Source organism: Thauera sp. 27 (assembly GCF_000310125.2).
GTDB lineage: Bacteria > Pseudomonadota > Gammaproteobacteria > Burkholderiales > Rhodocyclaceae > Thauera > Thauera mechernichensis.
In genome coordinates this window covers 42,229-65,986 of record NZ_AMXB01000027.1, presented here as the reverse complement: position 1 = coordinate 65,986, position 23,758 = coordinate 42,229, and the positions used below count along the sequence as shown (strand labels likewise).

Here is a 23,758-nt window from a genome sequence, read left to right as displayed (position 1 = left end):
CGGCGCATCGGGCGCACGCCCGAGCAGGGCATTGAGCGCGGCGACCGCGGCCTGGCGGCGCTGCTCGATGGCGAGCACGCCCAGGCGCTGGGCGCTCGCCTCGCGCTGGGCCTGCAGCACATCCTGCTGGCTGCCCTCGCCGCTGCGGTAGCGCGCGAGCGCCGCCGCCTCGATGCCGCTCAGCAAGCCCTGCTGCTCACGGCTGAACTGCAGTTCGCGCTCGGTCTGGTAGTAGCGCAGCCAGGCCGAGCGCACGGCGGCTTCCAGCGTGCGCCAGGCGCCATCGCGTGCGGCTTCGGCCTGCGCGGCGCTGGCCACGGCGGCCTCGGTCTCGAGCGCGCGCTTGCCCCAGCCCGGCAGGGGCTGGACGATGCGGTAGCGGGTCTCGCCAACCTGGCCCGGGAGCACCGAAGTCGAGCCCCCGCTCATGGTGTTGGTGACGTCCATCAGCTCGAGCGTGAAGCGCGGGTCGGGCAGCGCCCCCGCCGCGCCCACCCGCTCGCGCGCCGCATCGGTCTCGAAACCCTCGGCGGCAAAGGCCGGGTTGTCCTGGCGGGCGAGCGCGAGCAGGCTGTCGACGTCCGCACCCGGCGCAATCGACTGGGCAAGCGCGACGCCGCTGGTGGCGAGGCAGGCAAATACGCTCGCCAGGCGCATGAAGACGCTCATTGGATCTTCCTGTGCCGTGTGCTTACTGCACGACCTCGACGTCGCGCGCGGTGTAGCGGCGCCCTTCCTTGCCAGCGATGAAGCGGATGCGATCGCCGACCTTGAGCGCATCGACCACCGCAGCGTCCTCGACCTCGAAGGCCATGGTCATCGGCGGCATGCCGAGGTTCTCGAGCGGGCCATGGGCGATCGTCACTCTTTTGCCGGCCTTGTCGAGGCGCTTGACCTCGCCTTCGGAGGGCGCGAACTGGGCTGCATCCGCATCTTTCGCCGCTGCCGGGGCGCCGTGGCCATGGTGGGCGTCATGCCCTTGCTGGGCCTGTACCGGTGCTGACGCGAGCCACAGCGCAATGATGGCGCCCGCAGCCAGGGTCGCGATGGAGGCTCGGGTGAGTGTTGTGGTGTGAATCGTTGCCGGCTTGGTCTGCATCGTCGCTCTCCTTGTCGTGTCGTACCGGCACACGCCGGCGCGCCCGCCACTGCGGGGCTTCGGTGCAGTATGGGTAGCGCCAGCCGACACCAGGCTGACGGGAGCATTACATTCCTGTCAGCTTTCCCCTGTCGCGATCGCGCGAGGCACAATGCCCGCCATGAAGATCCTCATCGTCGAAGACGAACCGAAGACCGGCGACTACCTGCGCCAGGGCCTGGCCGAGGCCGGCTTCGTCGTCGATCTCGCCCGCGACGGGCTGGACGGCCTGCACCTGGGGCTGAATGGCGACTACGACCTGGTCGTGCTCGACGTCATGCTGCCCACGCTGGACGGCTGGGGCGTGCTGCAGACCCTGCGTCGCAGCGGGCGCGAGATGCCGGTGCTGTTCCTGACCGCGCGCGACCAGGTGGAAGACCGCGTGCGCGGGCTCGAACTCGGCGCCGACGACTACCTGATGAAGCCTTTCGCGTTCTCCGAGCTGCTCGCGCGTGTGCGCACCCTGCTGCGCCGCAGCCGCAACAAGGAGCCCGAGTTGCTGCGCGCCGCCGACCTCGAGCTCGACCTGCTGCGTCGCCGCGTCAGCCGGGCCGGCCAGCGCATCGAGCTCACCGCCAAGGAGTTCGCCCTGCTCGAGCTGCTGCTGCGCCGCCAGGGCGAGGTGCTGCCGCGCTCGCTGATCGCCTCCCAGGTGTGGGACATGAACTTCGACAGCGACACCAACGTCATCGAGGTCGCGGTACGCCGGCTGCGTGCCAAGGTGGACGAGCCCTTCGAGCCCAAGCTCATCCGCACCGTGCGCGGTATGGGTTACGTGCTGGAGGCGGCGGAGGAAGCATGAGGCTGCCACCCGGCCTGTCGCTGACCGCCCGCCTCGCGCTGCTGTTCGCGGCGCTGACGGCGTGCCTGCTGATCACGGTCGGTGTCGTCATCGGCCGTGCGGTAGAGCACCACTTTCAGGAGCTGGACGACCATGAGCTGGTGGGAAAGCTCACCCTGGTCGCCAACCTGCTGCAGGGCGCAGATGTCCTGCTACCGCTGGCCGAACGCCTGTCGCGTCTTGACGACGCCTTCGCCGGACACGACATGGTGGCGGTGCTGTTGCTCGACGCGGAGGGTCGCGTATTGCATGCAATCCAGCCAGACTTCTTCACGCCCGCCCAGCTTGTCGGCAAGGACTTGCCTGCCAGCAGTGTCCCGTGGACACAAGGGGCCCACCAGGTCATCGGCCGCGCCGAACGCATCACGCTGCAGGCGGGCCTGGAAGGACACGCCGGCAGCAGCGACGGTGCTGCGGACATGACGGCGCTGGTGGCACTCGACGTCTCGCACCACATCCACTTCCTCGACGAATTGCGCCGCGGCCTGTGGCTGGGCATCTCGCTCGCCGCCATCACCGCCGCCCTGCTCGGCTGGCTTGCAGCTCACCGCGGCCTGGCGCCGCTGCGCCGAGTCAGCGCCACCGCCCGCCAGCTGTCGGCCCAGCGTCTAGACGAGCGCCTGATCGAGGAGGACGCCCCCGCCGAAGTGCGCGAGCTGGTCGAAGCCTTCAACGGCATGCTGGCGCGCCTGGAAGCGTCCTTCCGCCGCCTGTCGGACTTCTCTGCCGACATCGCCCACGAGCTGCGCACGCCGGTGTCGAACCTGATGACGCAGACCCAGGTCGCGCTGACACGCAGCCGCAGCACAGACGAATACCGCGAGGTGCTGGCCTCCAACATGGAAGAGTTCGAGCGCATCGCACGCATGGTCGCCGACATGCTCTTCCTCGCTCAGGCCGAGGATGGCCGCCTGCCAGGTGCGAGCGAAGCCGTCGCACTCGCCGACGAGGCCACGGCGCTGATCGAGTTCTACGACGCACTCGCCGAGGCGCAGGGGGTGCGCATCGTAGTCGAGGGTACGGCGAGCGTGCGCGGCGACCGCCTGATGCTGCGCCGGGCGCTCTCCAACCTGCTGTCGAACGCGCTGCGCCATACGCCGGCGGGCGGCAACATCCGCATCGGACTGCGGCACGACGGCGGCGAGGCGGAGGTCCGCATCGACAACGACGGCGAACCGATCCCCCCCGAACAGATCGAGCGCATCTTCGACCGCTTCCACCGCGGCAGCGCCGACCGCCGCAGCCATGGCGAAGGCGCCGGTCTCGGCCTCGCGATCACGCGTTCGATCGTGCACGCGCACGGCGGCCGCATCTGGGCGGGCAGCGCAATGGCAGCAGGCACGGCGCGCGGCACCACCACCTTCACCCTGCGCCTGCCGGCCGACCTCAGCGCAGCGCGGCATACCGCCGCGCCCCATGGATCCACACTGGAGTCTGCACCATGAAACCATCCACCCCATCGACCCCATCGCCCGTACCGGGCCTTCGCAGCCTCATCGCCGCCGGCCTGCTCAGCCTCGCCACTGTCGTCCCGGCCTTCGCAGCCGGGGACGAAGTCGTCATGTTCAAGGACCCCAACTGCGGCTGCTGCGGCAAGTGGGCCGAGCACATGCGCGAGCACGGCTTCAGGGTCAAGGAAGTGGCCACCAGCCAGATGGGCCAGATCAAGCACGAGGCCGGCGTGCCGCAGGCGCTGGGTTCCTGCCACACGGCCACGGTGGGCGGCTATGTGGTCGAGGGCCACGTGCCTGCAGCCGACGTGCGCCGCATGCTCACCGACAAGCCTGCCATCGCCGGCCTCTCGGCACCCGGCATGCCGCTCGGCTCGCCCGGCATGGAAGGCCCCTACCCGGCCGAGCGCTACGACGTGGTCAGTTTCGACGCCGAAGGCAGGACAGCGGTGTTCGCCAGCCACTGAGCCCAACCACCGGTGGCGCCCACACGCCGCGCTTCAGGGTAGGAGCGGGGCCAACCGCGAGCTTGTCACCCCGCACCCACCCCGATCGCCTTCAACCCCTCGCGGCTGGCGCCGCTCCTACGGGAAACCGTCACGCACGTCGCCCGCTGTAGGAGCGGCGCCAGCCGCGAGCTTTTCGGAGCTTGCGACACACCTCGCCGCCTTCAACCCCTCGCGGCTGGCGCCGCTCCCACGGGGGGCGGCGCGAGCGCGCGTCAACCGGACAGCTGCCCTCGAACGGCGCGCTTCTCTTCCCTGCGCACGAATGCCAGCTTGCTTTCGCGTGCGCGCAGCTGACCGCAACCGGCATCGACGTCCTGCCCGGCAGACTGGCGCAGCTTGGTGAGGATGCCGCGGCGGTGCAGGCTGCGTGCGATGGCGGCGGCACGCTCGGCATCCGGGCGGCGATAGGCGAGGCCGTCGACAGTGTTGAAGGGGATCATGTTCATCACCGCGTACTTGCCGGCAAGCAGGCGTGCGATGCCTTCGATCTCGTCCTCGCCGTCATTGACACCTTCGATCAGCGTCCATTGGTACTGGATAGGGTAGCCGGTGGCGCGCGCCCAGGCTTCGCCGAGCTCGACCAGTTCGCCAGGGTCGATGCGCGGTGCGCGCGGCAGCAGCTGCGCGCGCAGCGCCGCCTTGGTGGTGTGCAGCGACAGCGCGAGTGCAGGCTTGACCTGCATCTGCGGCAAGCGCTCGAACACACGCATGTCGCCGACGGTCGACAGCACCAGGTTCTTGTGCGGGATGGCACCCTCGGTGCCGAGCAGTTCGATCGCTTCAGCCACCGCGTCCAGGTTGTGCGCCGGCTCGCCCATGCCCATGAACACCACCTTGTGCACCCGGCGCTGGCGGCGCGCCAGTGCCACCTGGGCGACGATCTCGGCGCTGCCGAGCTGGCGCAGCAGGCCATCCTTGCCGGTCATGCAGAACACACAGCCTACTGCGCAGCCGAGCTGGGTGGACACGCACAGGCCGTCGCGCGGCAGCAGCACGCTCTCCACCGTCTGACCGTCGGCAAGTTCGACCAGCAGGCGGGTGCCGTCCTCGCCGGGGTGCTCGGAGCGCACGCGGGCGAGCGCGATCAGCTCCGCTTCGAGCGCGGACAAGGCGGCCTGCAAGGCCTTGGGAAAGCGGTTCGAGTCGGTATGCGGGCCGGCATCGAGCGCGCGCCCCTGCAGCCAGGCGCGCAGCAGGCGGCCTTCGTGACTGGGGCGCGCACCGAGCGTACGCAGGCGCAGGCGGATGGCGTCGATGTTCATGGCGCGCGATGCTAGCACTGCAGCGGCGGCTCTGCCTGCACGCGGGCGGATTCGCGAGGCCAGTGCCCCGCACTCCGGCCGTATAATCAATGCCATTCGACACGAGGAATCATGCATGTCCGATCTGCGCTTCGAAGGCACCCGCGACTACGTCGCCACGCCCGACCTCATGCTCGCGGTCAACGCCGCCATCCGCCTGCAACGCCCACTGCTGATCAAGGGCGAGCCCGGCACTGGCAAGACCATGCTCGCAGAAGAGGTCGCCGATGCCCTTGGCCTGCCCTTGCTGCAGTGGCACATCAAGTCCACCACCAAGGCCCAGCAAGGCCTCTATGAGTATGACGCGGTGTCGCGCCTGCGTGACTCGCAGCTCGGTGACGACCGCGTCCGCGACATCTCCAACTACATCGTCAAGGGTGTGCTGTGGCAGGCCTTCGAGGCCGAGCGCCCGACCGTGGTGCTGATCGACGAGATCGACAAGGCCGACATCGAATTCCCGAACGACCTGCTGCGCGAACTCGACCGCATGGAGTTCCATGTCTACGAGACGCGCCAGACCATCCAGGCCCGCCACCGGCCGATCGTGTTCATCACCTCGAACAATGAGAAGGAACTGCCCGACGCCTTCCTGCGCCGCTGCTTCTTCCACTACATCCGCTTCCCCGATCGCGACACCATGCAGCGCATCGTCGATGTGCATTTCCCGGCAATCCGCAAGGAGCTGCTCACCGAGGCGCTCGAAGTCTTCTTCGGCCTGCGCGACGTCCCCGGGCTGAAGAAGAAGCCCTCCACGTCCGAACTGATCGACTGGCTCAAGCTGCTGGTCGCCGAGGACATCCCGCCCGAGGCCCTGCGCAGCACGGACAACAAGGCGGTCATCCCGCCCCTGCACGGCGCCCTGCTCAAGAACGAACAGGACATGCACCTGTTCGAGCGCCTGGTATTCATGGCACGCCACAACCGCTGAGCGAACCCACCATGTTCAAGGCACTGCTCGCCTGGCTGTTCGGCCGCGGCAAACCGTCGGCGGCCCCGCTACGCACGGCGACGGACGGGTTCGACAAGCTCAACCGCGACGCCCCGCTGCGCGCGACAACCCCCGACCTGAGCGCCGACGGCATCGTCACCTTCCTGTGCCGCGAAGCCGTCCTCGGGCGCAACCAGCGCATCGCCGGCTACCAGTTCATGCTGCAGGAGGGCACGCGGGCGCGCATCCGCCACAGCAACCGGCGGGTGCACCACGTCTATGCCGAAGTGCTGGTGCGCAACCTGATCAACGCCGATATCGGCGAACTCCTCGGGCACCGCATCGCCTTCATCGACGTACCGGACTCCTTCCTCACCGCCCCCTGCCTCGCGCACCTGCCGGCGGCGAACGTGGTCCTCATTCCCACCGCACTGCCCGACGCAGGCGCCCCGGATTTCGACAGCCTGCGGCGCACGGTCGAGGACCTGCGCAAACGCGGCTTCAGGCTTGGCTTGCACGACCCCAACGTCGTCACCGAATTCAACGGCCTGCTGCCCTGGGCCGACTTCATCATCGCCCATGCGCAGGGCCTGGATGCCCGCCGTGGCCTGCAGCTGAGCAACATCGCCCTCGAGGTTGCGCCCAACGCGCGCCTGCTGGTGCGCGAACTGCCCTCGATCGAGGAGTTCCGGTTCAGCTTCAAGCTCGGCGCGAGCCTGTTCCAGGGCCCCTTCATCACCCGCCGCGAGGACTGGACCGAGCGCGAACTCGGCCCCAGCACACTGCGCATCGGCACCCTGATCGCCCGCCTGCGCGCCGACGCCGATACCCACGAGCTGGCCGAGCTGCTCAAGCAGGACGCTGCCCTGTCGCTGCGCCTGCTGCGCTACATCAACTCGGCTGCCAATGCGCTGCCGCAAAGCGTGTCCTCGATCGAGAACGCGCTCGCGCTGCTCGGCCGCGAAAAGCTCTACCGCTGGCTGATCCTGCTCGTCTGCAGCACGGCAACCGAAAGCGAGCGCGGCGGCGCGGCGCTGGAGACGGCGCTCGTCCGCGGCCGCATGATGGAACTGCTCGCCGCCGCGCACCCGAGCGCCGAGCGTGACGCCCTGTTCCTCGTCGGCCTGCTGTCGCTCATCGACGTGATCCTGCAGGTTCCGCTCGACAAGGCGCTGGCGCCGCTGGCCCTCAGCGCCGACATCGATGCTGCCGTCCGCGGCAAGGGGGGCCCTCTTCACGACCTGCTCCAGCTCGCCATCGCCTGCGAGCGAACCCAGGGCGACGGCCTGGCCGAAGCCGCCGAGCGCTGCGGCATCTCGCCCGAGCAGGCCACGGAGTGCCACATGCAGGCCCTGTCCTGGGCGATGCAGATACAGGACTGAGGCCCACGCCAGCGGAGCTGCCGATGCTGATCGATTTTTTCCTGCACCTGAAGGCACGCAAGCTGCCGGTGTCGACGCGCGAGTTCCTGACCGTGCTCGAGGGGATGAAGGCGCACGTGTGCGGCCCCTCCATCGACGACTTCTACCACTTTGCACGCACCTGCCTGGTGAAGGACGAAGCGCTCTACGACCGCTTCGACCGAGCCTTTGGCGAGTACTTCAAGGGGGTCACCGAGCTCCCCGGCCTCGATGCGGACCTGCCTGAGGAGTGGCTGCGGGCAATGGCACGCAAGCACCTCAGCCCCGAGGAGCGCGCACAGCTGGAAAAGCTCGGCTGGGACAAGCTGATGGACGAGTTCCGCAAGCGCCTGCAGGAGCAAAAGGGACGCCACCAGGGCGGCAACAAATGGATCGGCACCGGCGGCAGTTCGCCCTTCGGCAACAACGGCACCCACCCGGAAGGCATTCGCGTCGGAGGCGAATCGGCGGGTAACCGCACGGCGGTCAAGGTGTGGGACAAGCGCGAGTTCCGCAACCTGGACGACTCGGTGGAACTGGGCACCCGCAACATCAAGGTTGCCCTGCGCCGGCTGCGCCGCTTCGCCCGCCAGGGCGCGTCCGAGGAGCTCGACCTCGACGGCACGATCGCCGCCACCGCACGCAACGCCGGCTGGCTGGACCTGATGATGCGGCCAGAGCGCCACAACGCGGTCAAGGTGCTGCTCTTCCTCGACGTTGGCGGCTCGATGGACGACCACGTCAAGATCTGCGAGGAGCTGTTCTCGGCCTGCCGGCTCGAGTTCAAGCACCTCGAGTACTTCTACTTCCACAACTGCGTCTACGAGGGTGTCTGGCGCGACAACCGCCGCCGGCACGCCGAGCGCACACCGCTACTCGACGTCATCCACAAGTACGGGCCGGACTACAAGCTCATCTTCGTCGGTGATGCCACCATGAGCCCCTACGAGATCCTGCATCCGCATGGCTCGGTCGAGCACATGAACGCCGAGCCGGGCGCCACCTGGCTGCGGCGGCTGCTCGACGCCTACCCGGCAGCGGCCTGGCTCAACCCGGAACCGGAACGCCTGTGGCCCTACCGCAAGTCGATCGAGCTGATCCACCAGATCGTTGGCGGACGCATGTACCCGATGACGCTCGATGGCCTGGCGCGCGCCATGCAGGGGCTGTCAAGAAAGCACTAGGGGCATCCGGATGCGGTGCCCTGGCACGCCACAATGCCGGGCGGCCGAAAAAAAAGAGCGGCCTGTCGGCCGCTCAAGCTGCTGTCCGCACAAGTGCAAGAAACACTGTGTGTAAGACACGGTCGGGACGTTCCGACCGTGCCAGGCGGAACATCGCTCATTCGGTGAAGGGCAAGGGCTGCATGCCAAAGCCTTCGTCAAGATTCTTGATCTGGCGCAGCAGCTTGTCGAGCTCGCTTTGAAGGCTCTCCAGGCCCGCCTCATCCATCAGCCGCAAGGCCTCGGGCAAAACCCCGCGCGCCGGAGATGGCGCCCGCGCCAGCAGTGCCTGGCCCTCGTCGGTAAGGTAGAGACGGACGACGCGCTGGTCGACAGTGGTGCGCTCCTTGCGAAGCAAGCCCGCAGTCTCGAGCCGATCGACCATGTTGGACGTGGTCGATTGATGCAGCGCCATGCGGTTGGCGAGTTCGCCCACCCGCAGGCCGGCTGACTCCTTGAGTTCCTGCAGAGCCCATAGCTGCGCCCCTGTCACTCCGCTCTGGCGCTCGATCCACTGGGAGTGGCGCTGCGCCGTGCGGATCAGGATCCTGAAACGCTGCAGCACCGAAAGCGGGGTCACCGGCGCGGCCGGCTTGCTTGCTCTTGCTTGGTTTTCCACTGTCTGAATCTCGCTCGGACTATATTTGCTCAAAGCTTCATTGTCAAAAAAACATCATTGCCTGCCACGGCGTCTATGGTAACGGTATCGTTCACCTTTCGCATGTGCAGCATGCACGCAACGAGCCCGGTTCAGTCGTCAGCGCCCCTCCGGAACGGCGCCATGCTGTACCGCAACAGAGCCCTCATGAGCCCCGACCCGAAACTCGATACGCCGACCCGAACTCGCTGGAGCCTGAGCCGGCTGTTACGCGGCGGTCGCCGCTACGCCCTGCCCTGGCTCTCGCTGCGCCGCTGGCGTGTCCGCCTGCTGCTGGTTGGCGCCGCCTTGTTCGCGGGGCTGCTCGCAATCGCCTTCGCGATCGGTGCCGAGCTTGCCATCGAGGCCCACGCCGGCGTGATGCGCGAGCGCCCCTGGCTGAGCCTGATCGTCGCGCCAGCAGGCTTTGCTGCGCTCGCCTGGGTATCACGGCGTTTCTTTCCCGGGACGGAAGGCAGCGGCATCCCACAGGCCATCGCCGCCTCCCTCTCCGACGACGGGCGGGTACGCAAGCAGCTGCTGTCGCTGCGCATCGCGATCGCAAAGGTATTCCTGACGCTGGGCGGCCTGCTGTCGGGCGCTTCGATCGGGCGCGAAGGCCCCTCGATCCAGATCGGTGCCTCGATCATGCACATGCTGGCGAGCCGAAAGCGGCACCGGCGCATCGCGTCGAGCCGCGACCTCATCGTCGCCGGCAGCGGCGCAGGCGTGGCCGCGGCCTTCAACACCCCGCTCGGCGGCATCATGTTCGCAATCGAGGAGATGTGCCGCTACCGTGCCTTCCGCGCCAACAGCACCACGCTCACCGCGGTCATCTTCGCCGGTCTGATGTCACTGGCCGTGCTTGGCAACTACACCTACTTCGGCCGCACCCTGGCCACGATCGGCTGGCCCGACGGCATCTGGCCGGTGCTGCTGTGCGGCGTGGTCGGCGGCCTGCTCGGCGGCGGCTTCTCACGCGTGCTGATCGCCTCGGCGCGCGGCCTGCCCGGGCGAGTGGGCGTCATCGCGCAGACGCAGCCGGTGCGCTTTGCCGCGTTCTGCGGCCTGCTCACCGGCCTGATCGGCGTCGCCAGCGGCGGCCTGACCTACGGCACGGGCTATGCCGAATCCAAGGCTGCGCTCGAAGGCAGCGCCGCGCTGCCGATGGCCTTCATGCTGATGAAGATGGCGGTGATCTGGCTGGCTTTCGTGTCGCGCATCCCGGGCGGCGTATTCGCACCCGCGCTCGCCGTGGGCGCCGGATTGGGATCGGACATCGCCATGCTGCTGCCCGGCGAACCCGACCCGGCCATCCTGGTCCTGGGCATGGTGGCCTTTCTTGCTGCCATGACACAGACGCCGATCACCTCCTTCGTGATCGTCATGGAGATGACGGCCAACCACCAGATGCTGCTGCCGCTGATGGCGACGGCGGTGGTGGCGCATGGCGTATCGCGCTCGGTCGCCCCGGTCCCGCTCTACCATGCACTCGCCTACCCCTGGCTGCGGCGGGCGGAAGGACGGGTCCAGCCCCCCGTACCAGACACCGCTGCGCCCTCGACAGCCGAGTCCCCAGCGGCCCCGGCTACGCAGGAGGCGCCCACCTCTCCCTTGGGCGCAGCCAATGCCGAGACTGCGGGCAACATGCAGGACATGCCCTCGACCGCCAGGAACAAGGAGGGGGCGCCCTGACGGACACCCCCTCCCGTAAAGCCGGCGGCCTGACCCGCAGCGCCGGTACGGGCCCGCTTTAGCTGCCGCTCATCGCCATCATCAGCTGGTTGATGCGCTTGACGAAGGTCGCCGGGTCGTCGAGCGTGCCGCCCTCGGCCAGCAGAGCCTGGTCGAACAGCACCGCTGCCCAGTCGTCGAAGTGCTTGTCCTCGTACTTCAGGCGCAGCACCGCCGGATGGCTCGGGTTGATCTCGAGGATGGGCTTGGAGACCGGCGCGTTCTGGCCCGCGGCCTTGAGGATGCGGGCGAGGTTCATGCCCAGATCGTGCTCGTCGGCCACCAGGCAGGCGGGCGAATCGGTCAGGCGCAGGGTCACCTTCACGTCCTTCACGCGTTCGCCCAGGCTCGCCTTCATCTTGTCGAGCAGTTCCTTGTACTCGTCGGCGGCCTTCTCGGCTTCCTTCTTCTCGGCCTCGTCCTCCAGCGCACCCAGGTCCAGGCCGCCCTTGGCGACAGAGACCAGCGGCTTGCCGTCGAACTCGGTGAGGTTGCCGGTCACCCACTCATCGACGCGGTCCGACAGCAGCAGCACCTCGATGCCCTTCTTGCGGAAGACCTCGAGATGCGGGCTGTTCTTCGCGGCGTTGAAGGTCTCGGCAGTGACGAAGTAGATCTTGTCCTGGCCTTCCTTCATGCGGCCGATGTAGTCGGCCAGCGAGACGACCTCGTCCGCCGTGTCGAGCTGGGTCGAGGCGAAGCGCAGCAGGCCGGCGATCTTCTCCTTGTTGGCGAAGTCCTCGCCCACGCCCTCCTTCAGCACCTTGCCGAAGGCCTTCCAGAAGTCGGCGTACTTCTCCTTGTCGGCAGCCTCCTCGCTGTTGGCCAGACCTTCCAGCATCGACAGCACCTTCTTCGTGCAGCCCGAGCGGATGGTGTCGATGTCCTTCGACTCCTGCAGGATCTCGCGCGACACGTTGAGCGGCAGGTCGGCCGAATCGACCACGCCGCGCACGAAGCGCAGGTAGGTCGGCATCAGCTTCTCGGCGTCGTCCATGATGAAGACGCGCTTCACGTACAGCTTGATGCCGTGCTTGGCGTTGCGGTCCCACAGGTCGAAGGGCGCGTTCTTCGGGATGTAGAGCAGGTTGGTGTATTCATGGCGGCCCTCGACGCGCGAGTGGGTCCACGCCAGCGGCTCGTCGAAGTCGTGCGCAACGTGCTTGTAGAAGGCCTTGTACTCGTCATCCGTGATGTCGTTCTTGGCCCGGGCCCACAGGGCGTTGGCCTGGTTGACGGTCTCGTCCTCGTCCGTGAGCACCTGTTTCTTCTGCTCGTCGTTCCACTCCTCCTTCTTCATCACGATCGGCTGCACGATGTGATCGGAGTACTTGCGGACCAGGCTCTTGAGCTTCCACGACGACAGCAGGTCTTCCTGGCCTTCGCGCAGATGCAGGGTGATCTCGGTGCCGCGGCCGGCCTTGTCGACCTGCGCCACGGTGTAGGCGCCAGCTTCATCGCCGGCCATCGAGCATTCCCACCTCACACCCTCGCCGGCAGCCAGGCCGGCGCGACGGGTGAGCACGGTGACGCGATCGGCGACGAGGAAGGCGGAGTAGAAGCCGACGCCGAACTGGCCAATGAGGTTGGCGTCCTTCTTCTGGTCGCCGGTGAGCTGGCCGAAGAACTCGCGCGTACCGGACTTGGCGATGGTGCCGAGGTGGGCAATGGCTTCGTCGCGGCTCATGCCGATGCCGTTGTCGGCGATGGTGATGGTCCTGGCCTCGGCATCGAAGCCGATGCGGATCTTCAGCTCGGCGTCGTTTTCGTACAGGCTGCCGTTGTCGAGGGCTTCGAAACGCAGCTTGTCGCAGGCATCGGATGCGTTCGAGACCAGCTCACGCAGGAAGATCTCGCGATTGGAATACAGCGAGTGGATCATCAGGTGAAGCAGCTGCTTCACCTCGGCCTGGAAGTTCAGGGTCTGGGACGACGCGTTGTTCGGGTTCTGTACTTCGGACATGTGACTGCGGCTCCGTCTGTTTGATCAGGACGGAGCCGCAGATGGGGGCGGTGCTCCCACTTTCAAGGGCCTGCCCGCGCATGCGGGGCGGGCGCTCAGCAGCGGAAGCGGCCGACGAGCTGGTTGAGGTCGCCTGCCAGTTGCTCCATGCGCTCCGCCAGCTGAGCCATCGAGGCCATCTCGGCCGTGGTGTCCTGCGCCATCGAGGTGATCCGCTCGACCTGCTGGGCGATCTCGGTTGCTGCGGCGCGCTGCTCGCGGGTGGCGAAGGCCACACCGCGGATCTTCTCCAGCGCCTCGCCGGCGCCGGACCTGATCTGATGCAGGGACTCGGACGTCTCATCGACGAGCACCACGCCGCCCTCGACCTGCGCCGTCACCTCGGCCATGGCATCGACCGTGCCCTTGGTCTCGGTCTGGATGCCCTCGATGACCTGCTCGATCTGGATCGTGGCCGCGGCCGTGCGCTCGGCCAGGCCGCGCACCTCGTCGGCAACGACCGCAAAGCCACGCCCCTGCTCGCCGGCCCTGGCGGCCTCGATCGCCGCGTTGAGGGCCAGGAGGTTGGTCTGCCCTGCGATCTCCTTGATCACGTTGGCGATCGACCCCACTTCGTCCGCACGCAGGACCAGGTTCTGCAGCTTGTCGGCGGCGGCTCCGACCTTGGCAGCGATCGAGTTCATCTCCGTGACCACACGCTCGGCCCGCGCCGCGCCCTCATGGGCCAGCTCGGACGTCGCCGCCGAGTTCTCCTCGGCATGGCGGGCGCCATCCGAGATGTGCTCCACGCTCACCGTCATCTCCTCGACCGCGGCTGCGATGGCAGCGGTCGAGTCGGTCTGCACGGCCGACGCCTTGGACACCACCCGCGCGACCTCAGAGATGTCCCGCACGGTATCGGTCAGCCGCCCCGAACCCTGGCCGATCTCGCCCACCATGGCGCGCAACTGGCCAAGCATGGTCGACAGCGTACCAAGCAGGCTGTCTGCGCCCGCGCGATTGGCGACCCTGACATCGAGCTGACCCGCAGCGGCCTGGCGCATGACCTCGTTGGCATAGGCCGGCTCGCCGCCGAGTGCACGGACCACGCCCCTCACCACCCACCACGAGATCAGGCCGAGGACGACGAGCACCGCCAGCACGAAGATACCGAAGCCGGTCGCCGCGCGACGCATGGCGGTATCGATATCATCGACATACACGCCCGTACCGACGATCCAGTCCCACTCCGCGAACATCTTGACGTAGGACAGCTTGGGCTGGGGCGTCTCCGACCCCGGGCGCGGCCACAGGTAATCCACGAAACCGGCGCCATCGGCACGCGCCACGCGCACGAACTCGCGGAACAGGTACTTGCCCTGCGGATCGCGGTTCTGAGAAAGATCCGTGCCTTCGAGATCGGGACGGATCGGGTGCATCAGCATCACCGGACCGCTGTCATTGACCCAGAAGTACTCGTTGCCTTGATAGCGCAGGCCGCGCAACGCCGCCTTGGCGGCCTCCTGCGCATTGGCCCGGCTCATTGCGCCGCTGCGCTCCAGGGCGTGGAAATGCGCGATCAGACCGTGGGCTACCTCGACCTGACTCTTGACGTTGCGCTCATAGCCTTCGGTCATGTGGCGGTGCGCATCACGCAATGCCACTGCAGTAAGCAATGCCAGGCCAGCCATCGCCACCACGACCAGCAGCGAGACACGCTGCACGACGGTCAATGATCCAAGGCGCATATCCCTTCCCTCCCTCGCTATGATTTCTTCGGTCTGTCAGCCCCCCTGCACGGCCAGCGGCTGCAACCTGTGCGTTTGCTATCGGCCAAATACACCTCCGACTTTAGCTGCATCGCGCCCACACCACCGCAGATACTCCAATGAAATACAAAGAGATAACGTTGACTTGCCTCAAACGTAGACCACGCCGACGATCTCCAGCTCACGCAGCCCGGCCGGGCTCTGGAAGCGCACCACGTCGCCGACCCGCGACTTCAGCACGGCACGTGCAAGCGGCGATATCCAGCTGATCCGGCCCTGGGTCGCATCAGCCTCATCCACTCCCACGATCTGCAGGGTCTGCTCCTCGCCGGTGTCCAGGTCGCAGAAACTCACCGTAGCGCCAAAGAACACCTGCTCCAGCTCGCGCTGGCGCTCGGGGTCCACCACCTCGGCGTTCTCGATGCGCTTGATCAGGAAACGGATGCGCCGATCGATCTCGCGCAGCCGCTTCTTGCCGTAGATGTAGTCTCCGTTCTCCGAACGGTCGCCATTGCCTGCCGCCCACGCCACCGTCTCGACGAGCTTCGGACGCTCGAAGCGCACGAGCTGGTCGAGCTCCGCACGCAAGGCGTCGTAACCACGCCGGGTCATGTAGTTCTTGCTGCCGGCCGGCAGACGCAGGCCCGGCGCCAGATCCTCGTCGCCATCGCCGTCGCCGTCACTTTCCTTCACAAAGGCTTTGTTCATCCTCAAGCGGTCCGCAAAAAGTGCCGATGTTACGGACTGGTCCAGATTTGCGCCAAGCCGGACGGCAGGCCCATTTCGTGCTTTGCCTGGCCCGAGTGCTTACAAACGAGCGCGGCGCGGATGCTCGGACAACAACGAACCCGAATGAACGGAGGTCGAGGAGATCATGGGACTGTTCTTGCGCAAACAAGCCGCCGATGCGGCAGGGGTGGTGACCTTGCAGGCATCCTCGGCGACGCTGGGGGCGGAGCTTGACGCCTTGCGCATCAAGCCCACATTCGTGGTCGCTTTCGTGTCGCCGCACGTCGACATCGACCGCAGCGCGGCCGAAGTGCGCAGGCGCTTTCCCGATGCGGCGCTGGCCATGTGCACGACCGCAGGCGAGCTCTGCTCTGAACAGGGCCAGCTCTACTGCACGACCGGCGGAAGCTGGGATCGCATCGTCCTCCAGTGCTTCGACGCCTCACTGGTGGCCCGCGCCGAAGTGGTGGCGATCCCCCTCGGCAGCGAGGACTTGCGCCGCGGCTCGGTTGCCGTGCCGATGAAGGAGCGCGTGGCGCGACTGGCAAGGAACATCGAGAACGCCGGCATCGCCCTCGACATCGATCACCGCGACACCTTCGCCTACGTGCTGTTCGACGGCCTGTCGGCATCCGAGTCGTTCTTCATGGAGGCCCTGTATGAGAGCGGCCGCTTCCCCTGTCTGTTCGTGGGCGGCTCCGCCGGCGGCACGCTCGACTTCAAGGTGTCCTGGCTGCACGACGGCAAGCGGCGCCTGGACAACCACGCCCTCGTCACTTTCGTCAGAACGGCGCCGGGCGTGCGTTTCGGCGTGTTCAAGAGCCAGAACTTCGAGCCCACGGATGTCGTGTTCAACGTCTTGTCCGCCTCGCTGGAGCAACGCTACGTCAGCCAGGTGTTCGACCAGCAGGGCCGCATCGGCACCCTGGTCGACGCCTTGTGCGACCGACTCAAATGCGATCGCAGCTCGCTAGAGGCCAAGCTGGCCGAGTACTCCTTCGCCATTCGCGTCGGCAAGGAAATCTACGTGCGCTCGATCGCACGCATGGACCTGGATAGCGGGCGCGTGCACTTCTACTGCGACGTCGCCCCGGGCGAGGAACTGGTCATGGTCCGCCGCACCGGGCTGGCCGAACGCACACGGCAGGACTTCCAGCGCTTCCTGGAAGGCAAGCCGGGACTGCCGGTGGCCGGCATCCTCAACGACTGCATCCTGCGCAGGCTCTACAACGAGCGCGAGCTCGGCGACATGGGCAAGGTCATGGAGGGCGTGCCGCTCGCCGGCTTCTCCACCTTTGGCGAAATTCTCGGCTTGAATCTGAACCAGACCCTGACTGCCATCTTCTTTTTCCGTGTGCGCACCGGAGAAGGCTTCCGCGACGGCTTCGTGGACCAGTTCGTGGCCCACTACGGCGAGTTCAAGGCCTTCTTCCTGCGCCGCCAGGTCGCCAAGCTCGCGGGCCTGTCGCGTGTCGTGGTGCAGCAGATCGAGAGTTTCGAGGCCCAGCACTTCGACAGCTCGCTCGACGCCAGCGGGCTGGATGAATCGATGGCGAGGGTCTTCACCGGACTCAACGATCTTGGGCGGGTGCTCCGGGAGGCGAACACGCTGCGCGAGCACACGGCGCGGGAACTGGATGGTTGTGCCGGCGACCTTTACGGGTCGATGGATGCGCTGTCCGCACACATCGTCGAGCAGGACGAGGTCGTCCATCGCGCCGGCAGTACGGTCGTCGAACTTGCCGCGCGTGCGGGCGAGGTCGCCGCCAGCGCGCGCGGCCTGGCCGAAGCCAGTGCCCGCATCAAGAGCGTCGCAGGCGTGATCCAGCAGATCTCCGACCAGACCAACCTGCTCGCGCTCAACGCCGCGATCGAGGCGGCACGGGCCGGAGAACAGGGGCGCGGGTTCGCCGTGGTCGCAGACGAGGTGCGCAAGCTCGCGGAGAAATCGCGTACCAGTGCGACCGAGATCGGTGGCGACATTTCCCGGCTCGCGGATGCAATCAGCAATGTGGCGCGCGAGATCGAAGGCCAATCGTCCGGCGTGGCCGACCTCACCAAGCTGCTCGAGAGCATCGAGCAGTCGAGCCGCCGCACCGCGGACACGGCGGTGCACACCAAGGCGGTGGCCGATAGCCTGAGGGCGCTCACCAAGGGCAGCGCCTAAGACAGCCCCCCGCAAATTGGGGAGCAGCATTCATGAGCAGCGCGCATCGTTTCGGAACACGCGTGGAGCAGGCGCACCTGGCACAGGCTACTGCGTAAAACAGTTGCACCGCGGCATCGTACAGGGCCGGCGGGCGCCCGAAGCGCTCGCCGGCCCTCGGCTGCAGGGGTTTCAGCGCGCCCGGCACTTTTCATAACGCATTTATCTGCACAACAATGGCATGATTGTTGCCTGAGCGCTCTCCAGCGCACGTGGCGCAGCCGTCACGGCGGCGCACTTGATCACTCGATCCGATGGCTGGAGACCCGCCGACAATGAATAACGAGCGACACCTGTGGCAAACACTGCTGGATGTCGAGGCGCCGTGGACGGTTACCGACTGCAAGGAGAATGGTGGCCGTCGCCACGACATCTGGATCGGACTGGAAACCCCTCGCCCCTGGTTGGGCATCGTACGCGCGCGGCCTGTGCCGGGTACGCGGACACTGTCCTGGCGGCACGCCAACTTCGGCGCCTGGCAGATCCATATCCACGTCCAGGCGCCAGGCACGGCCGACCTGTCGCGCCAACCGTGGGCCGGCGAACCAGACCTGCCATTCACGCGCGCGCTCAACGAGCGGATCTTCACCTTTCTGCGCGAGGGCTGCAGCCTGCAGAGCATCTGCACCCTGCTCGACCTGCCGATCACCGAACTCTGGCGATTGCGCTATGCGATGGACAGCGGCCGCTGGGGCTTCGATCGCACCCCGGCCAAGCGTATCGCAGCGCATGGCAGCGAAACTGACGCAGGCGCGGCGGCGGACCCGGACGTGCCCGACGTGGCAGACCCGGTGTGGGTCGCGCTGCTGGAAGGCGGACGACAACTCGACATCCGCGTCCTCGGCCTGAAGCTGCTGCTGTCACGGCTGCGCGCGCAGTTCGAGATGATCTCCGACGTCGAGGTGCGCACGCTCAAGTTGCAGGAACTGCACCGGTACTTCCTCAAGAACAAGCGCCTGCTCGCGCATGAACTCAGCCAGATCAGGAGCGAATGACGTGGCCGGGACTCCTCTTGAGCAAAGCGCCTCCGCACACGGTTCGTTACTCGGCCTTGTCGAGGCAGCACGGCGCATCGAACGTGGCGCCTTCCTGACCATTGCCGGCGACGAGGACTTGCTGCGCCAGCTGCCGCGCGGCAACTGGATCGGCGGCACGATTCCGTACTTCATGGCGCAGGACGGCGGCGAGATGAGCCGCAATCGCGTATTCGTGAGCGAGATCGCACACGTCTCGCCAGCACCGCGGATCCGCTTCCATGACGTGACCTCGCTCGACCAGATATGTGTGGAAGCCCCGGACAACGGCTACTCCATACTGATCATTCCGGCGTTCTCTGCGGTGCACTCGCATTACGCGCGCAACGCGCCGGGGTTCGACGACATGTTCGTGAAACCCCTCGTCGGCTGGGTATCGGGCTGCCACCTCGACGATATCGAACGCGCCACCCCCATGGTGATCAACGGGCAAACGGGAGAGTTCGACTCCGAGCGCGCGGTGGTGATGCATGTCACTCTCCCGGACGACTGCTACGCACGGGTGGAGATCATCAATCTGTTGGAGCAAGGCCGGGGCGACGACATCCGCTTTCCGGAAACGGGCTTCTCGGCGCACGAATGCCTCGTCAATGGCGCTCCGGCGCTCCTTGCGGACTACCTCGAAGCACATGGCGGCGATCTGCGCCTGCCCTTGGTCGCCGACCATTGCGGGGCGATGGTCAACGTGTCCTTCAAGAGCATCGATGCCAGCACCGGGCGCGTCGACTTCTACGCCCCCGTATTCAAGGACACCACCTATCGCCTGGCCCGCCGGCTGCCGCCGACGCACTCGAGCGCAGAGGGCGGACACGCGGCGTTCTCGTGCAACTGCATTCTCAACTACGTGCATGACGGCCTGGAGGGGCGCCGAACAGGCGCCTTCACCGGACCGATGACCTTCGGCGAGATCGCCTATCTGCTGCTCAACCAGACCTTGGTCTACCTCGTGATCGATCGCATGTGACCAAAGGCTCGCTAAAGCCCGCCCCCCCCCGCCGCCTCGGTCGTGGCGGAGCGAGCCGTAGCATTTCGCAATAAACTGCTAAAGTCTCCAGGCTTATCGCCGATACCGGCGTTGAGTACATCAACGGTGCCTGGGGACAGCCATGCTCGACAACCTGAAGTTCAGAACCAAGATCATCCTGCTGATCGCCGCCACCTTCCTGGGCCTGGCTACCGTCATGGTCCTGGATGCGATCCAGCTCAAGGCCGAGCTCACCGAAACACGCAAGCTCCAGGTCCGCTCCATCGTCGAGAGCGCCGTGCAGGTCTCGGCTGCCTTTCACGCCCGCAGTGGCGAGCTGGGCGCTCCGGAAGCCCAGTCGAGGGCCATCCAGGCCATTCAGGCAATGCGCTACGGCGGCGACGACGGCAAGACCGAATACCTCTACATCTACGACCTGTCGGCGACGACGGTGATGCACCCCTTCCGCCCGGAGTGGAAAGGGCGCGATGTGAGCAACGAGGTCCGTGACGGCAAGGGGCGTTACACCATCAAGGACGTGGTCGGCACAGCCAGCCGCAACGGCTCCGGCTACGTCGATACCGCCTTCCCCCGTCCGGGCAGCACCGACCCGGTCGACAAGCTGCAGTACGTCGCCACCTTCGCGCCCTGGGGCTGGGTCATCGGTACCGGGGTGTACATGGATGACGTCGAGACCCAGTTCTGGAACAGCGTGCTGGTCGATATGCTTGTCAGCCTGGTGATCATGCTGGTCGTGGTGGCGCTCGGTGTTCAGATCGGCCGCTCGGTGCTGCGCCAGATCGGCGGCGAGCCAACCGAAGCAATGCGCCTGATGGACCTCGCCGCCTCGGGAGACCTCACCGTTGCCATTCCCAACGCGCAACGCGGAAGCCTGCTCTCCGAGCTGTCGCGCATGCTGAGCGCGATTCGCCAGATGGTGGGCGAGATCTCGGCAAAGTCCGGCGTCGTGCGGCACACCGCCGAGAACATCTCGACCTCGTCGGGCCAGGTCGCCCAAGCCTCGCTCCGCCAGTCCGACTCCACGGCAGCCATGGCTGCCGCGATCGAGGAACTGACCGTCTCCATCAACCACATCTCCGACCTTGCCCGCGACACTGAGCAGTACTCCTCTTCGGCAGCGCAACTGGCCCAGGGCGGCGAGGCGCAGGTTGCCGAGGCGGCGCGCGAGATGACCGTGATCTCCGAACAGACCTCCGCCGCTGCGGGAATGATCCGCTCGCTCGAGACGCGTGCCAACGAGATCTCCAAGATCACCGAGGTAATCAAGGAAATCGCAGCACAGACCAACCTGCTTGCGCTCAACGCTGCCATCGAGGCCGCTCGCGCAGGCGAGCAAGGCCGCGGCTTCGCGGTGGTCGCGGACGAAGTCCGCAAGCTTGCCGAACGGACCTCGTCCGCGACCGAAGAGATCAGTGCGATGACGGGCGCCATCCAGAGCGACACGGGCAGCGCCGTCGAATCCATGGACAAGGCGCTGCCCCAGGTCGAGCGCGGCGTGGAGCTTGCCCGCGAGGCCGAACAGTCGCTGCGCAAGATCCGCGAAGGCGCGCACACGACGCTCGACCGCATCCGCGAGGTGGCGCTTGCCACCCGGGAACAAAGCGCCGCCAGCACGGCCATCGCGCAGCAGGTCGAGAGCATTGCCCAGATGGTGGAGGAAACCAGCGCATCCACCGAACAGACCGCCTCGTCGGCAACGTCCCTGGACACCATCGCCAGAGAGCTCGGAGAGCTGGTGTCACGCTTCCGTCACTGAGCGGACGGTTGAGGCGCCGTCATCGGCGCCCACCCTCCTGCGCTTCATTGCGCATTGTCAGGCCCGCCTGCCCCGCATACCATTGGCAAACAATGGCGGGGCAGACGTGCGCTTGAGCGCATGCAGATCCAGATCGGGGGAGCGTATTCATGACGGACGAGCAATTCGACGAGGTCACCAGCCTGCGCGGGCGCCTCGAGGAGCTGCGCAGCGAGCATCGGGACCTTGACGATGCGATCACGCGCCTTGCGCAGCAGCCATCAGAAGACGAGCTGATGCTGCGCCGGCTCAAGAAACGCAAACTCGCGCTCAAGGATCGCATCACCGCCATCGAGCACATGCTGGACCCTGACGAATACGCCTGACGCATCGGGCCTTGCACTTCGAGCCGCAGCCCGGCTACCTTCCGCACCCCACTCACCGTGCATCAAGCCCTGCCGCACAAGCTGCCGGGCGCATTGATGCAAGCTGCAAGTCACCAGAGACATCCATGCCTACGATTCCTCTCCGCGGCCATATGGCCGCCTATGACGATTTTGGCCCGACGACGGCCCACCCCCTGCTCCTTGTCCACGGTGCCGGACACGACCGCGGCATCTGGCAAGCTGTTGCCGAAGGCCTGGCTCAAGCCGGCAGGCGCACGATCGCCGTCGACCTTCCCGGACATGGCAGTTCAAGCGGCGACGCGTGTCTCGACATCGATGCCATGGCGGACTGGGTGCTCGCATTCGCGGACGCCGCTGGCCTGGGTCGCTTCGACCTCGGCGGTCACAGCATGGGCTCGCTGGTCGCACTCGCCGCAGCGGACTCGGCCCCTACACGGGTGGGCCGCCTGGTGTTGATCGGCAGCCTGGCGCCCATGCCGGTCGCCCCCTTCGTGCTCGATGCTGCGCGTAACGACCCTCAACAGGCGCACGCCCTGATCAACAAATTCTCCTTCGCTCCGGCGGAGTTGATCGGCGAAGCCCGGCGACAGGCGCTGGAGGAAGCCAATACCGCGCGCATGCAACGCAATGGCGCAGCAGTACTGGCCTCCGATCTGGCGGCCTGCGACGCCTGGCAGAACGGCCTGGCCGCCGCCGCCAGACGCCGCGGCCCAAGCCTGTTGCTGTGCGGCGAGGTCGACCGCATGACCCCGCTCAAGGCCGTGACCCCGCTCGCCGACGCCCTCCAGGCAGAGGGCAATGTGCGCCTGGTCGTGCTTGCAGCCTGCGGCCACGGCATGCTCGACGAGAACCCCGCTGCCGTGGTTCAGGCCCTACTCGAAGACTGAGCCTCGAAGGTGAGAACCACCGGCTGGTGGTCCGACGCCGCCGTGTCCGCCACGACCTCCAGCTCGCGCACGCGGGCTGCAAGGTCGGTGGTGACGAAGAAGTAGTCGCAGCAATAGGCGCGATCGGGCCACTCGGCGCCATGCAGGCCGACTGTGGGCGCATGAGGCTGTGCGCCATGAACGAGCTGCCAAGCGTCTACCCAGTGCGCACGCGCATCGCCCCAGGGTGCCGCCGGTAGCGGCTGCAGCATGGCAAGATGCTCGGCCGAACCGGGCTCGCAGTTGAAATCCCCGCACAACACGGCCGCTGCCGGGCGCTGCGGCGCGGCAAACGACGGATTCGCCTCCTTGAGTGCGGGCGGGCGCGCGGCCAGATCGGCTGCCTCGGCCTGCAGACCGCGCAGCGCCTCGACCTGGGCGCGACGCTGGACCGCCGAGTAGTACTCCAGGTGCGTGGTCATCACCCGCAGCGCGCCCCACGGCGCCTGCACCACGGCCTCCACGCACACGCGCTGCATCGCCGGGTACGCCGGGTCCGCGGGCGAAGGCAGCAGGTGCCTGAACACCTGTCCGACAGGCAGGCGCGACAGCAGCAGGTTGCCGAAGCGGGCACGCCCGCCCTCGCCGTCCGGCAGATCGACGGCCGCCGCATAGACAGCCTCATACCCCGGAAAGGCCGCGCCCAGCGCAGCGGCTTCATCCTCCCGCGCCCCGCCTGCCAGCCCGGGGAAATTGCACGCAACCTCCTGCAGGCAAATGACGTCGAAGTCTCCCGCCGCCCGGATCGCCGCCGCGCTGCGGGCGAGGTCCACCCGCCCATCAGCCCCACGCCCCCACTGGATGTTCCAACTCAGCAGCTTCATGCCCTGCTCCTCCCCTGCTCCGAGATCCATGCGCCAGCG

General features: G+C 66.9%; 21 protein-coding genes. 13 read left to right on the top strand and 8 right to left on the bottom strand.

The genetic code is table 11. The features are described from left to right. Both B447_RS14735 and B447_RS14730 read right to left on the bottom strand, forming a co-directional pair. Positions 1-669, bottom strand: a 669-nt coding sequence (locus tag B447_RS14735; protein ID WP_002941966.1) for a TolC family protein, incomplete at its 3' end; no start/stop codon positions are given. Positions 670-691: 22 nt separating this feature from the next. Continuing rightward, entirely contained in the window at positions 692-1,099 is a 408-nt protein-coding gene (locus tag B447_RS14730; RefSeq protein ID WP_002941964.1) for a copper-binding protein, read from the bottom strand. A gap of 160 nt (positions 1,100-1,259) precedes the next feature. Between B447_RS14730 and B447_RS14725 the strand changes: the two genes are divergently transcribed. Genes B447_RS14725 through B447_RS14715 form a run of 3 tightly spaced genes read left to right on the top strand, consistent with a single transcriptional unit; the run spans position 1,260 to position 3,897 of the window. Beyond that, complete coding sequence (locus B447_RS14725; RefSeq protein ID WP_002941960.1) at positions 1,260-1,940, top strand: heavy metal response regulator transcription factor; 681 nt, start codon at positions 1,260-1,262, stop codon at positions 1,938-1,940. Then, positions 1,937-3,424, top strand: coding sequence for a heavy metal sensor histidine kinase (locus tag B447_RS14720; protein ID WP_002941956.1), 1,488 nt, complete (start codon positions 1,937-1,939; stop codon positions 3,422-3,424). Before B447_RS14725 ends, B447_RS14720 begins: the two co-directional genes overlap by 4 nt. Beyond that, complete coding sequence (locus B447_RS14715; protein ID WP_002941952.1) at positions 3,421-3,897, top strand: DUF411 domain-containing protein; 477 nt, start codon at positions 3,421-3,423, stop codon at positions 3,895-3,897. The genes B447_RS14720 and B447_RS14715 overlap by 4 nt, the downstream gene beginning before the upstream one ends. Before the next feature lie 254 nt (positions 3,898-4,151). Here B447_RS14715 and B447_RS14710 read toward each other — a convergent pair whose 3' ends face one another. Beyond that, positions 4,152-5,201 (bottom strand): RNA methyltransferase, encoded by a 1,050-nt coding sequence (locus B447_RS14710; RefSeq protein ID WP_002941949.1) that lies wholly within the window; start codon positions 5,199-5,201, stop codon positions 4,152-4,154. 115 nt (positions 5,202-5,316) lie between these two features. Here B447_RS14710 and B447_RS14705 point away from each other — a divergent pair, with 115 nt between their 5' ends. Genes B447_RS14705 through B447_RS14695 form a run of 3 tightly spaced genes read left to right on the top strand, consistent with a single transcriptional unit; the run spans position 5,317 to position 8,752 of the window. Continuing rightward, positions 5,317-6,168: an AAA family ATPase gene (locus B447_RS14705; protein WP_002941945.1), complete on the top strand. Its 852-nt coding sequence runs from the start codon at positions 5,317-5,319 to the stop codon at positions 6,166-6,168. 11 nt (positions 6,169-6,179) lie between these two features. Then, positions 6,180-7,550: an EAL and HDOD domain-containing protein gene (locus B447_RS14700; RefSeq protein WP_002930132.1), complete on the top strand. Its 1,371-nt coding sequence runs from the start codon at positions 6,180-6,182 to the stop codon at positions 7,548-7,550. 23 nt (positions 7,551-7,573) lie between these two features. After that, the gene (locus B447_RS14695) at positions 7,574-8,752 is read left to right on the top strand and encodes a vWA domain-containing protein (RefSeq protein ID WP_002941933.1); all 1,179 of its coding nucleotides are present in this window, start codon (positions 7,574-7,576) and stop codon (positions 8,750-8,752) included. A 157-nt stretch (positions 8,753-8,909) separates the two neighbouring features. On the opposite strand, the gene B447_RS14690 is transcribed toward B447_RS14695, so the two are convergent. Next, positions 8,910-9,371, bottom strand: a complete 462-nt coding sequence (locus B447_RS14690; protein ID WP_002941926.1) for a MarR family winged helix-turn-helix transcriptional regulator — start codon at positions 9,369-9,371, stop codon at positions 8,910-8,912. Positions 9,372-9,572: 201 nt separating this feature from the next. On the opposite strand from B447_RS14690, the gene B447_RS14685 reads away from it, so the two are divergent. Further along, entirely contained in the window at positions 9,573-11,123 is a 1,551-nt protein-coding gene (locus B447_RS14685; protein ID WP_002941920.1) for a chloride channel protein, read from the top strand. A 58-nt stretch (positions 11,124-11,181) separates the two neighbouring features. Here B447_RS14685 and htpG read toward each other — a convergent pair whose 3' ends face one another. The 3 genes from htpG to greB form a co-directional block, all read right to left on the bottom strand. Continuing rightward, positions 11,182-13,125 carry a molecular chaperone HtpG gene (htpG, locus tag B447_RS14680; protein ID WP_002941918.1) on the bottom strand — a complete coding sequence of 648 codons (1,944 nt, stop codon included), beginning with the start codon at positions 13,123-13,125 and terminating at the stop codon, positions 11,182-11,184. 95 nt (positions 13,126-13,220) lie between these two features. After that, on the bottom strand, positions 13,221-14,852 hold the full coding sequence (locus B447_RS14675; RefSeq protein ID WP_002941907.1) for a methyl-accepting chemotaxis protein: 1,632 nt from the start codon (positions 14,850-14,852) through the stop codon (positions 13,221-13,223). A 171-nt stretch (positions 14,853-15,023) separates the two neighbouring features. Then, the gene (greB, locus tag B447_RS14670) at positions 15,024-15,581 is read right to left on the bottom strand and encodes a transcription elongation factor GreB (protein ID WP_002930147.1); all 558 of its coding nucleotides are present in this window, start codon (positions 15,579-15,581) and stop codon (positions 15,024-15,026) included. 166 nt (positions 15,582-15,747) lie between these two features. On the opposite strand from greB, the gene B447_RS14665 reads away from it, so the two are divergent. The 6 genes from B447_RS14665 to B447_RS14640 all read left to right on the top strand — a co-directional run bounded on the left by B447_RS14665 (position 15,748) and on the right by B447_RS14640 (position 22,856). After that, entirely contained in the window at positions 15,748-17,769 is a 2,022-nt protein-coding gene (locus B447_RS14665) for a methyl-accepting chemotaxis protein (protein WP_002941906.1), read from the top strand. A gap of 314 nt (positions 17,770-18,083) precedes the next feature. Beyond that, positions 18,084-18,803, top strand: coding sequence for a hypothetical protein (locus tag B447_RS14660; protein ID WP_002941905.1), 720 nt, complete (start codon positions 18,084-18,086; stop codon positions 18,801-18,803). Between the two features lies 1 nt (position 18,804). Then, the gene (locus B447_RS14655) at positions 18,805-19,806 is read left to right on the top strand and encodes a DUF6976 family protein (protein WP_002941904.1); all 1,002 of its coding nucleotides are present in this window, start codon (positions 18,805-18,807) and stop codon (positions 19,804-19,806) included. A 142-nt stretch (positions 19,807-19,948) separates the two neighbouring features. After that, the gene (locus B447_RS14650) at positions 19,949-21,583 is read left to right on the top strand and encodes a methyl-accepting chemotaxis protein (protein WP_002941903.1); all 1,635 of its coding nucleotides are present in this window, start codon (positions 19,949-19,951) and stop codon (positions 21,581-21,583) included. Between the two features lie 149 nt (positions 21,584-21,732). Next, on the top strand, positions 21,733-21,948 hold the full coding sequence (locus B447_RS14645; protein ID WP_002930158.1) for a YdcH family protein: 216 nt from the start codon (positions 21,733-21,735) through the stop codon (positions 21,946-21,948). 125 nt (positions 21,949-22,073) lie between these two features. Then, complete coding sequence (locus B447_RS14640; protein ID WP_232431642.1) at positions 22,074-22,856, top strand: alpha/beta fold hydrolase; 783 nt, start codon at positions 22,074-22,076, stop codon at positions 22,854-22,856. Here the strand turns inward: B447_RS14640 and B447_RS14635 are convergent. After that, complete coding sequence (locus tag B447_RS14635; protein ID WP_002941901.1) at positions 22,835-23,719, bottom strand: endonuclease/exonuclease/phosphatase family protein; 885 nt, start codon at positions 23,717-23,719, stop codon at positions 22,835-22,837. The two genes, B447_RS14640 and B447_RS14635, sit on opposite strands and share 22 nt — an antisense overlap. Between the last annotated feature and the right edge of the window lie 39 nt (positions 23,720-23,758).

Excerpts from the sequence above, each read along its gene's own strand:
- B447_RS14640 (WP_232431642.1), top strand. The coding sequence starts at position 22,074 with ATGCCTACGATTCCTCTCCGCGGCCATATGGCCGCCTATGACGATTTT.
- B447_RS14730 (WP_002941964.1), bottom strand. The coding sequence starts at position 1,099 with ATGCAGACCAAGCCGGCAACGATTCACACCACAACACTCACCCGAGCC.
- B447_RS14650 (WP_002941903.1), top strand. The coding sequence starts at position 19,949 with ATGCTCGACAACCTGAAGTTCAGAACCAAGATCATCCTGCTGATCGCC.
- B447_RS14665 (WP_002941906.1), top strand. The coding sequence starts at position 15,748 with ATGGGACTGTTCTTGCGCAAACAAGCCGCCGATGCGGCAGGGGTGGTG.
- B447_RS14700 (WP_002930132.1), top strand. The coding sequence starts at position 6,180 with ATGTTCAAGGCACTGCTCGCCTGGCTGTTCGGCCGCGGCAAACCGTCG.
- B447_RS14715 (WP_002941952.1), top strand. The coding sequence starts at position 3,421 with ATGAAACCATCCACCCCATCGACCCCATCGCCCGTACCGGGCCTTCGC.
- B447_RS14645 (WP_002930158.1), top strand. The coding sequence starts at position 21,733 with ATGACGGACGAGCAATTCGACGAGGTCACCAGCCTGCGCGGGCGCCTC.
- B447_RS14725 (WP_002941960.1), top strand. The coding sequence starts at position 1,260 with ATGAAGATCCTCATCGTCGAAGACGAACCGAAGACCGGCGACTACCTG.
- B447_RS14685 (WP_002941920.1), top strand. The coding sequence starts at position 9,573 with ATGCTGTACCGCAACAGAGCCCTCATGAGCCCCGACCCGAAACTCGAT.
- B447_RS14710 (WP_002941949.1), bottom strand. The coding sequence starts at position 5,201 with ATGAACATCGACGCCATCCGCCTGCGCCTGCGTACGCTCGGTGCGCGC.
- B447_RS14695 (WP_002941933.1), top strand. The coding sequence starts at position 7,574 with ATGCTGATCGATTTTTTCCTGCACCTGAAGGCACGCAAGCTGCCGGTG.
- greB (WP_002930147.1), bottom strand. The coding sequence starts at position 15,581 with ATGAACAAAGCCTTTGTGAAGGAAAGTGACGGCGACGGCGATGGCGAC.
- B447_RS14675 (WP_002941907.1), bottom strand. The coding sequence starts at position 14,852 with ATGCGCCTTGGATCATTGACCGTCGTGCAGCGTGTCTCGCTGCTGGTC.
- htpG (WP_002941918.1), bottom strand. The coding sequence starts at position 13,125 with ATGTCCGAAGTACAGAACCCGAACAACGCGTCGTCCCAGACCCTGAAC.
- B447_RS14720 (WP_002941956.1), top strand. The coding sequence starts at position 1,937 with ATGAGGCTGCCACCCGGCCTGTCGCTGACCGCCCGCCTCGCGCTGCTG.
- B447_RS14660 (WP_002941905.1), top strand. The coding sequence starts at position 18,084 with ATGAATAACGAGCGACACCTGTGGCAAACACTGCTGGATGTCGAGGCG.
- B447_RS14705 (WP_002941945.1), top strand. The coding sequence starts at position 5,317 with ATGTCCGATCTGCGCTTCGAAGGCACCCGCGACTACGTCGCCACGCCC.
- B447_RS14635 (WP_002941901.1), bottom strand. The coding sequence starts at position 23,719 with ATGAAGCTGCTGAGTTGGAACATCCAGTGGGGGCGTGGGGCTGATGGG.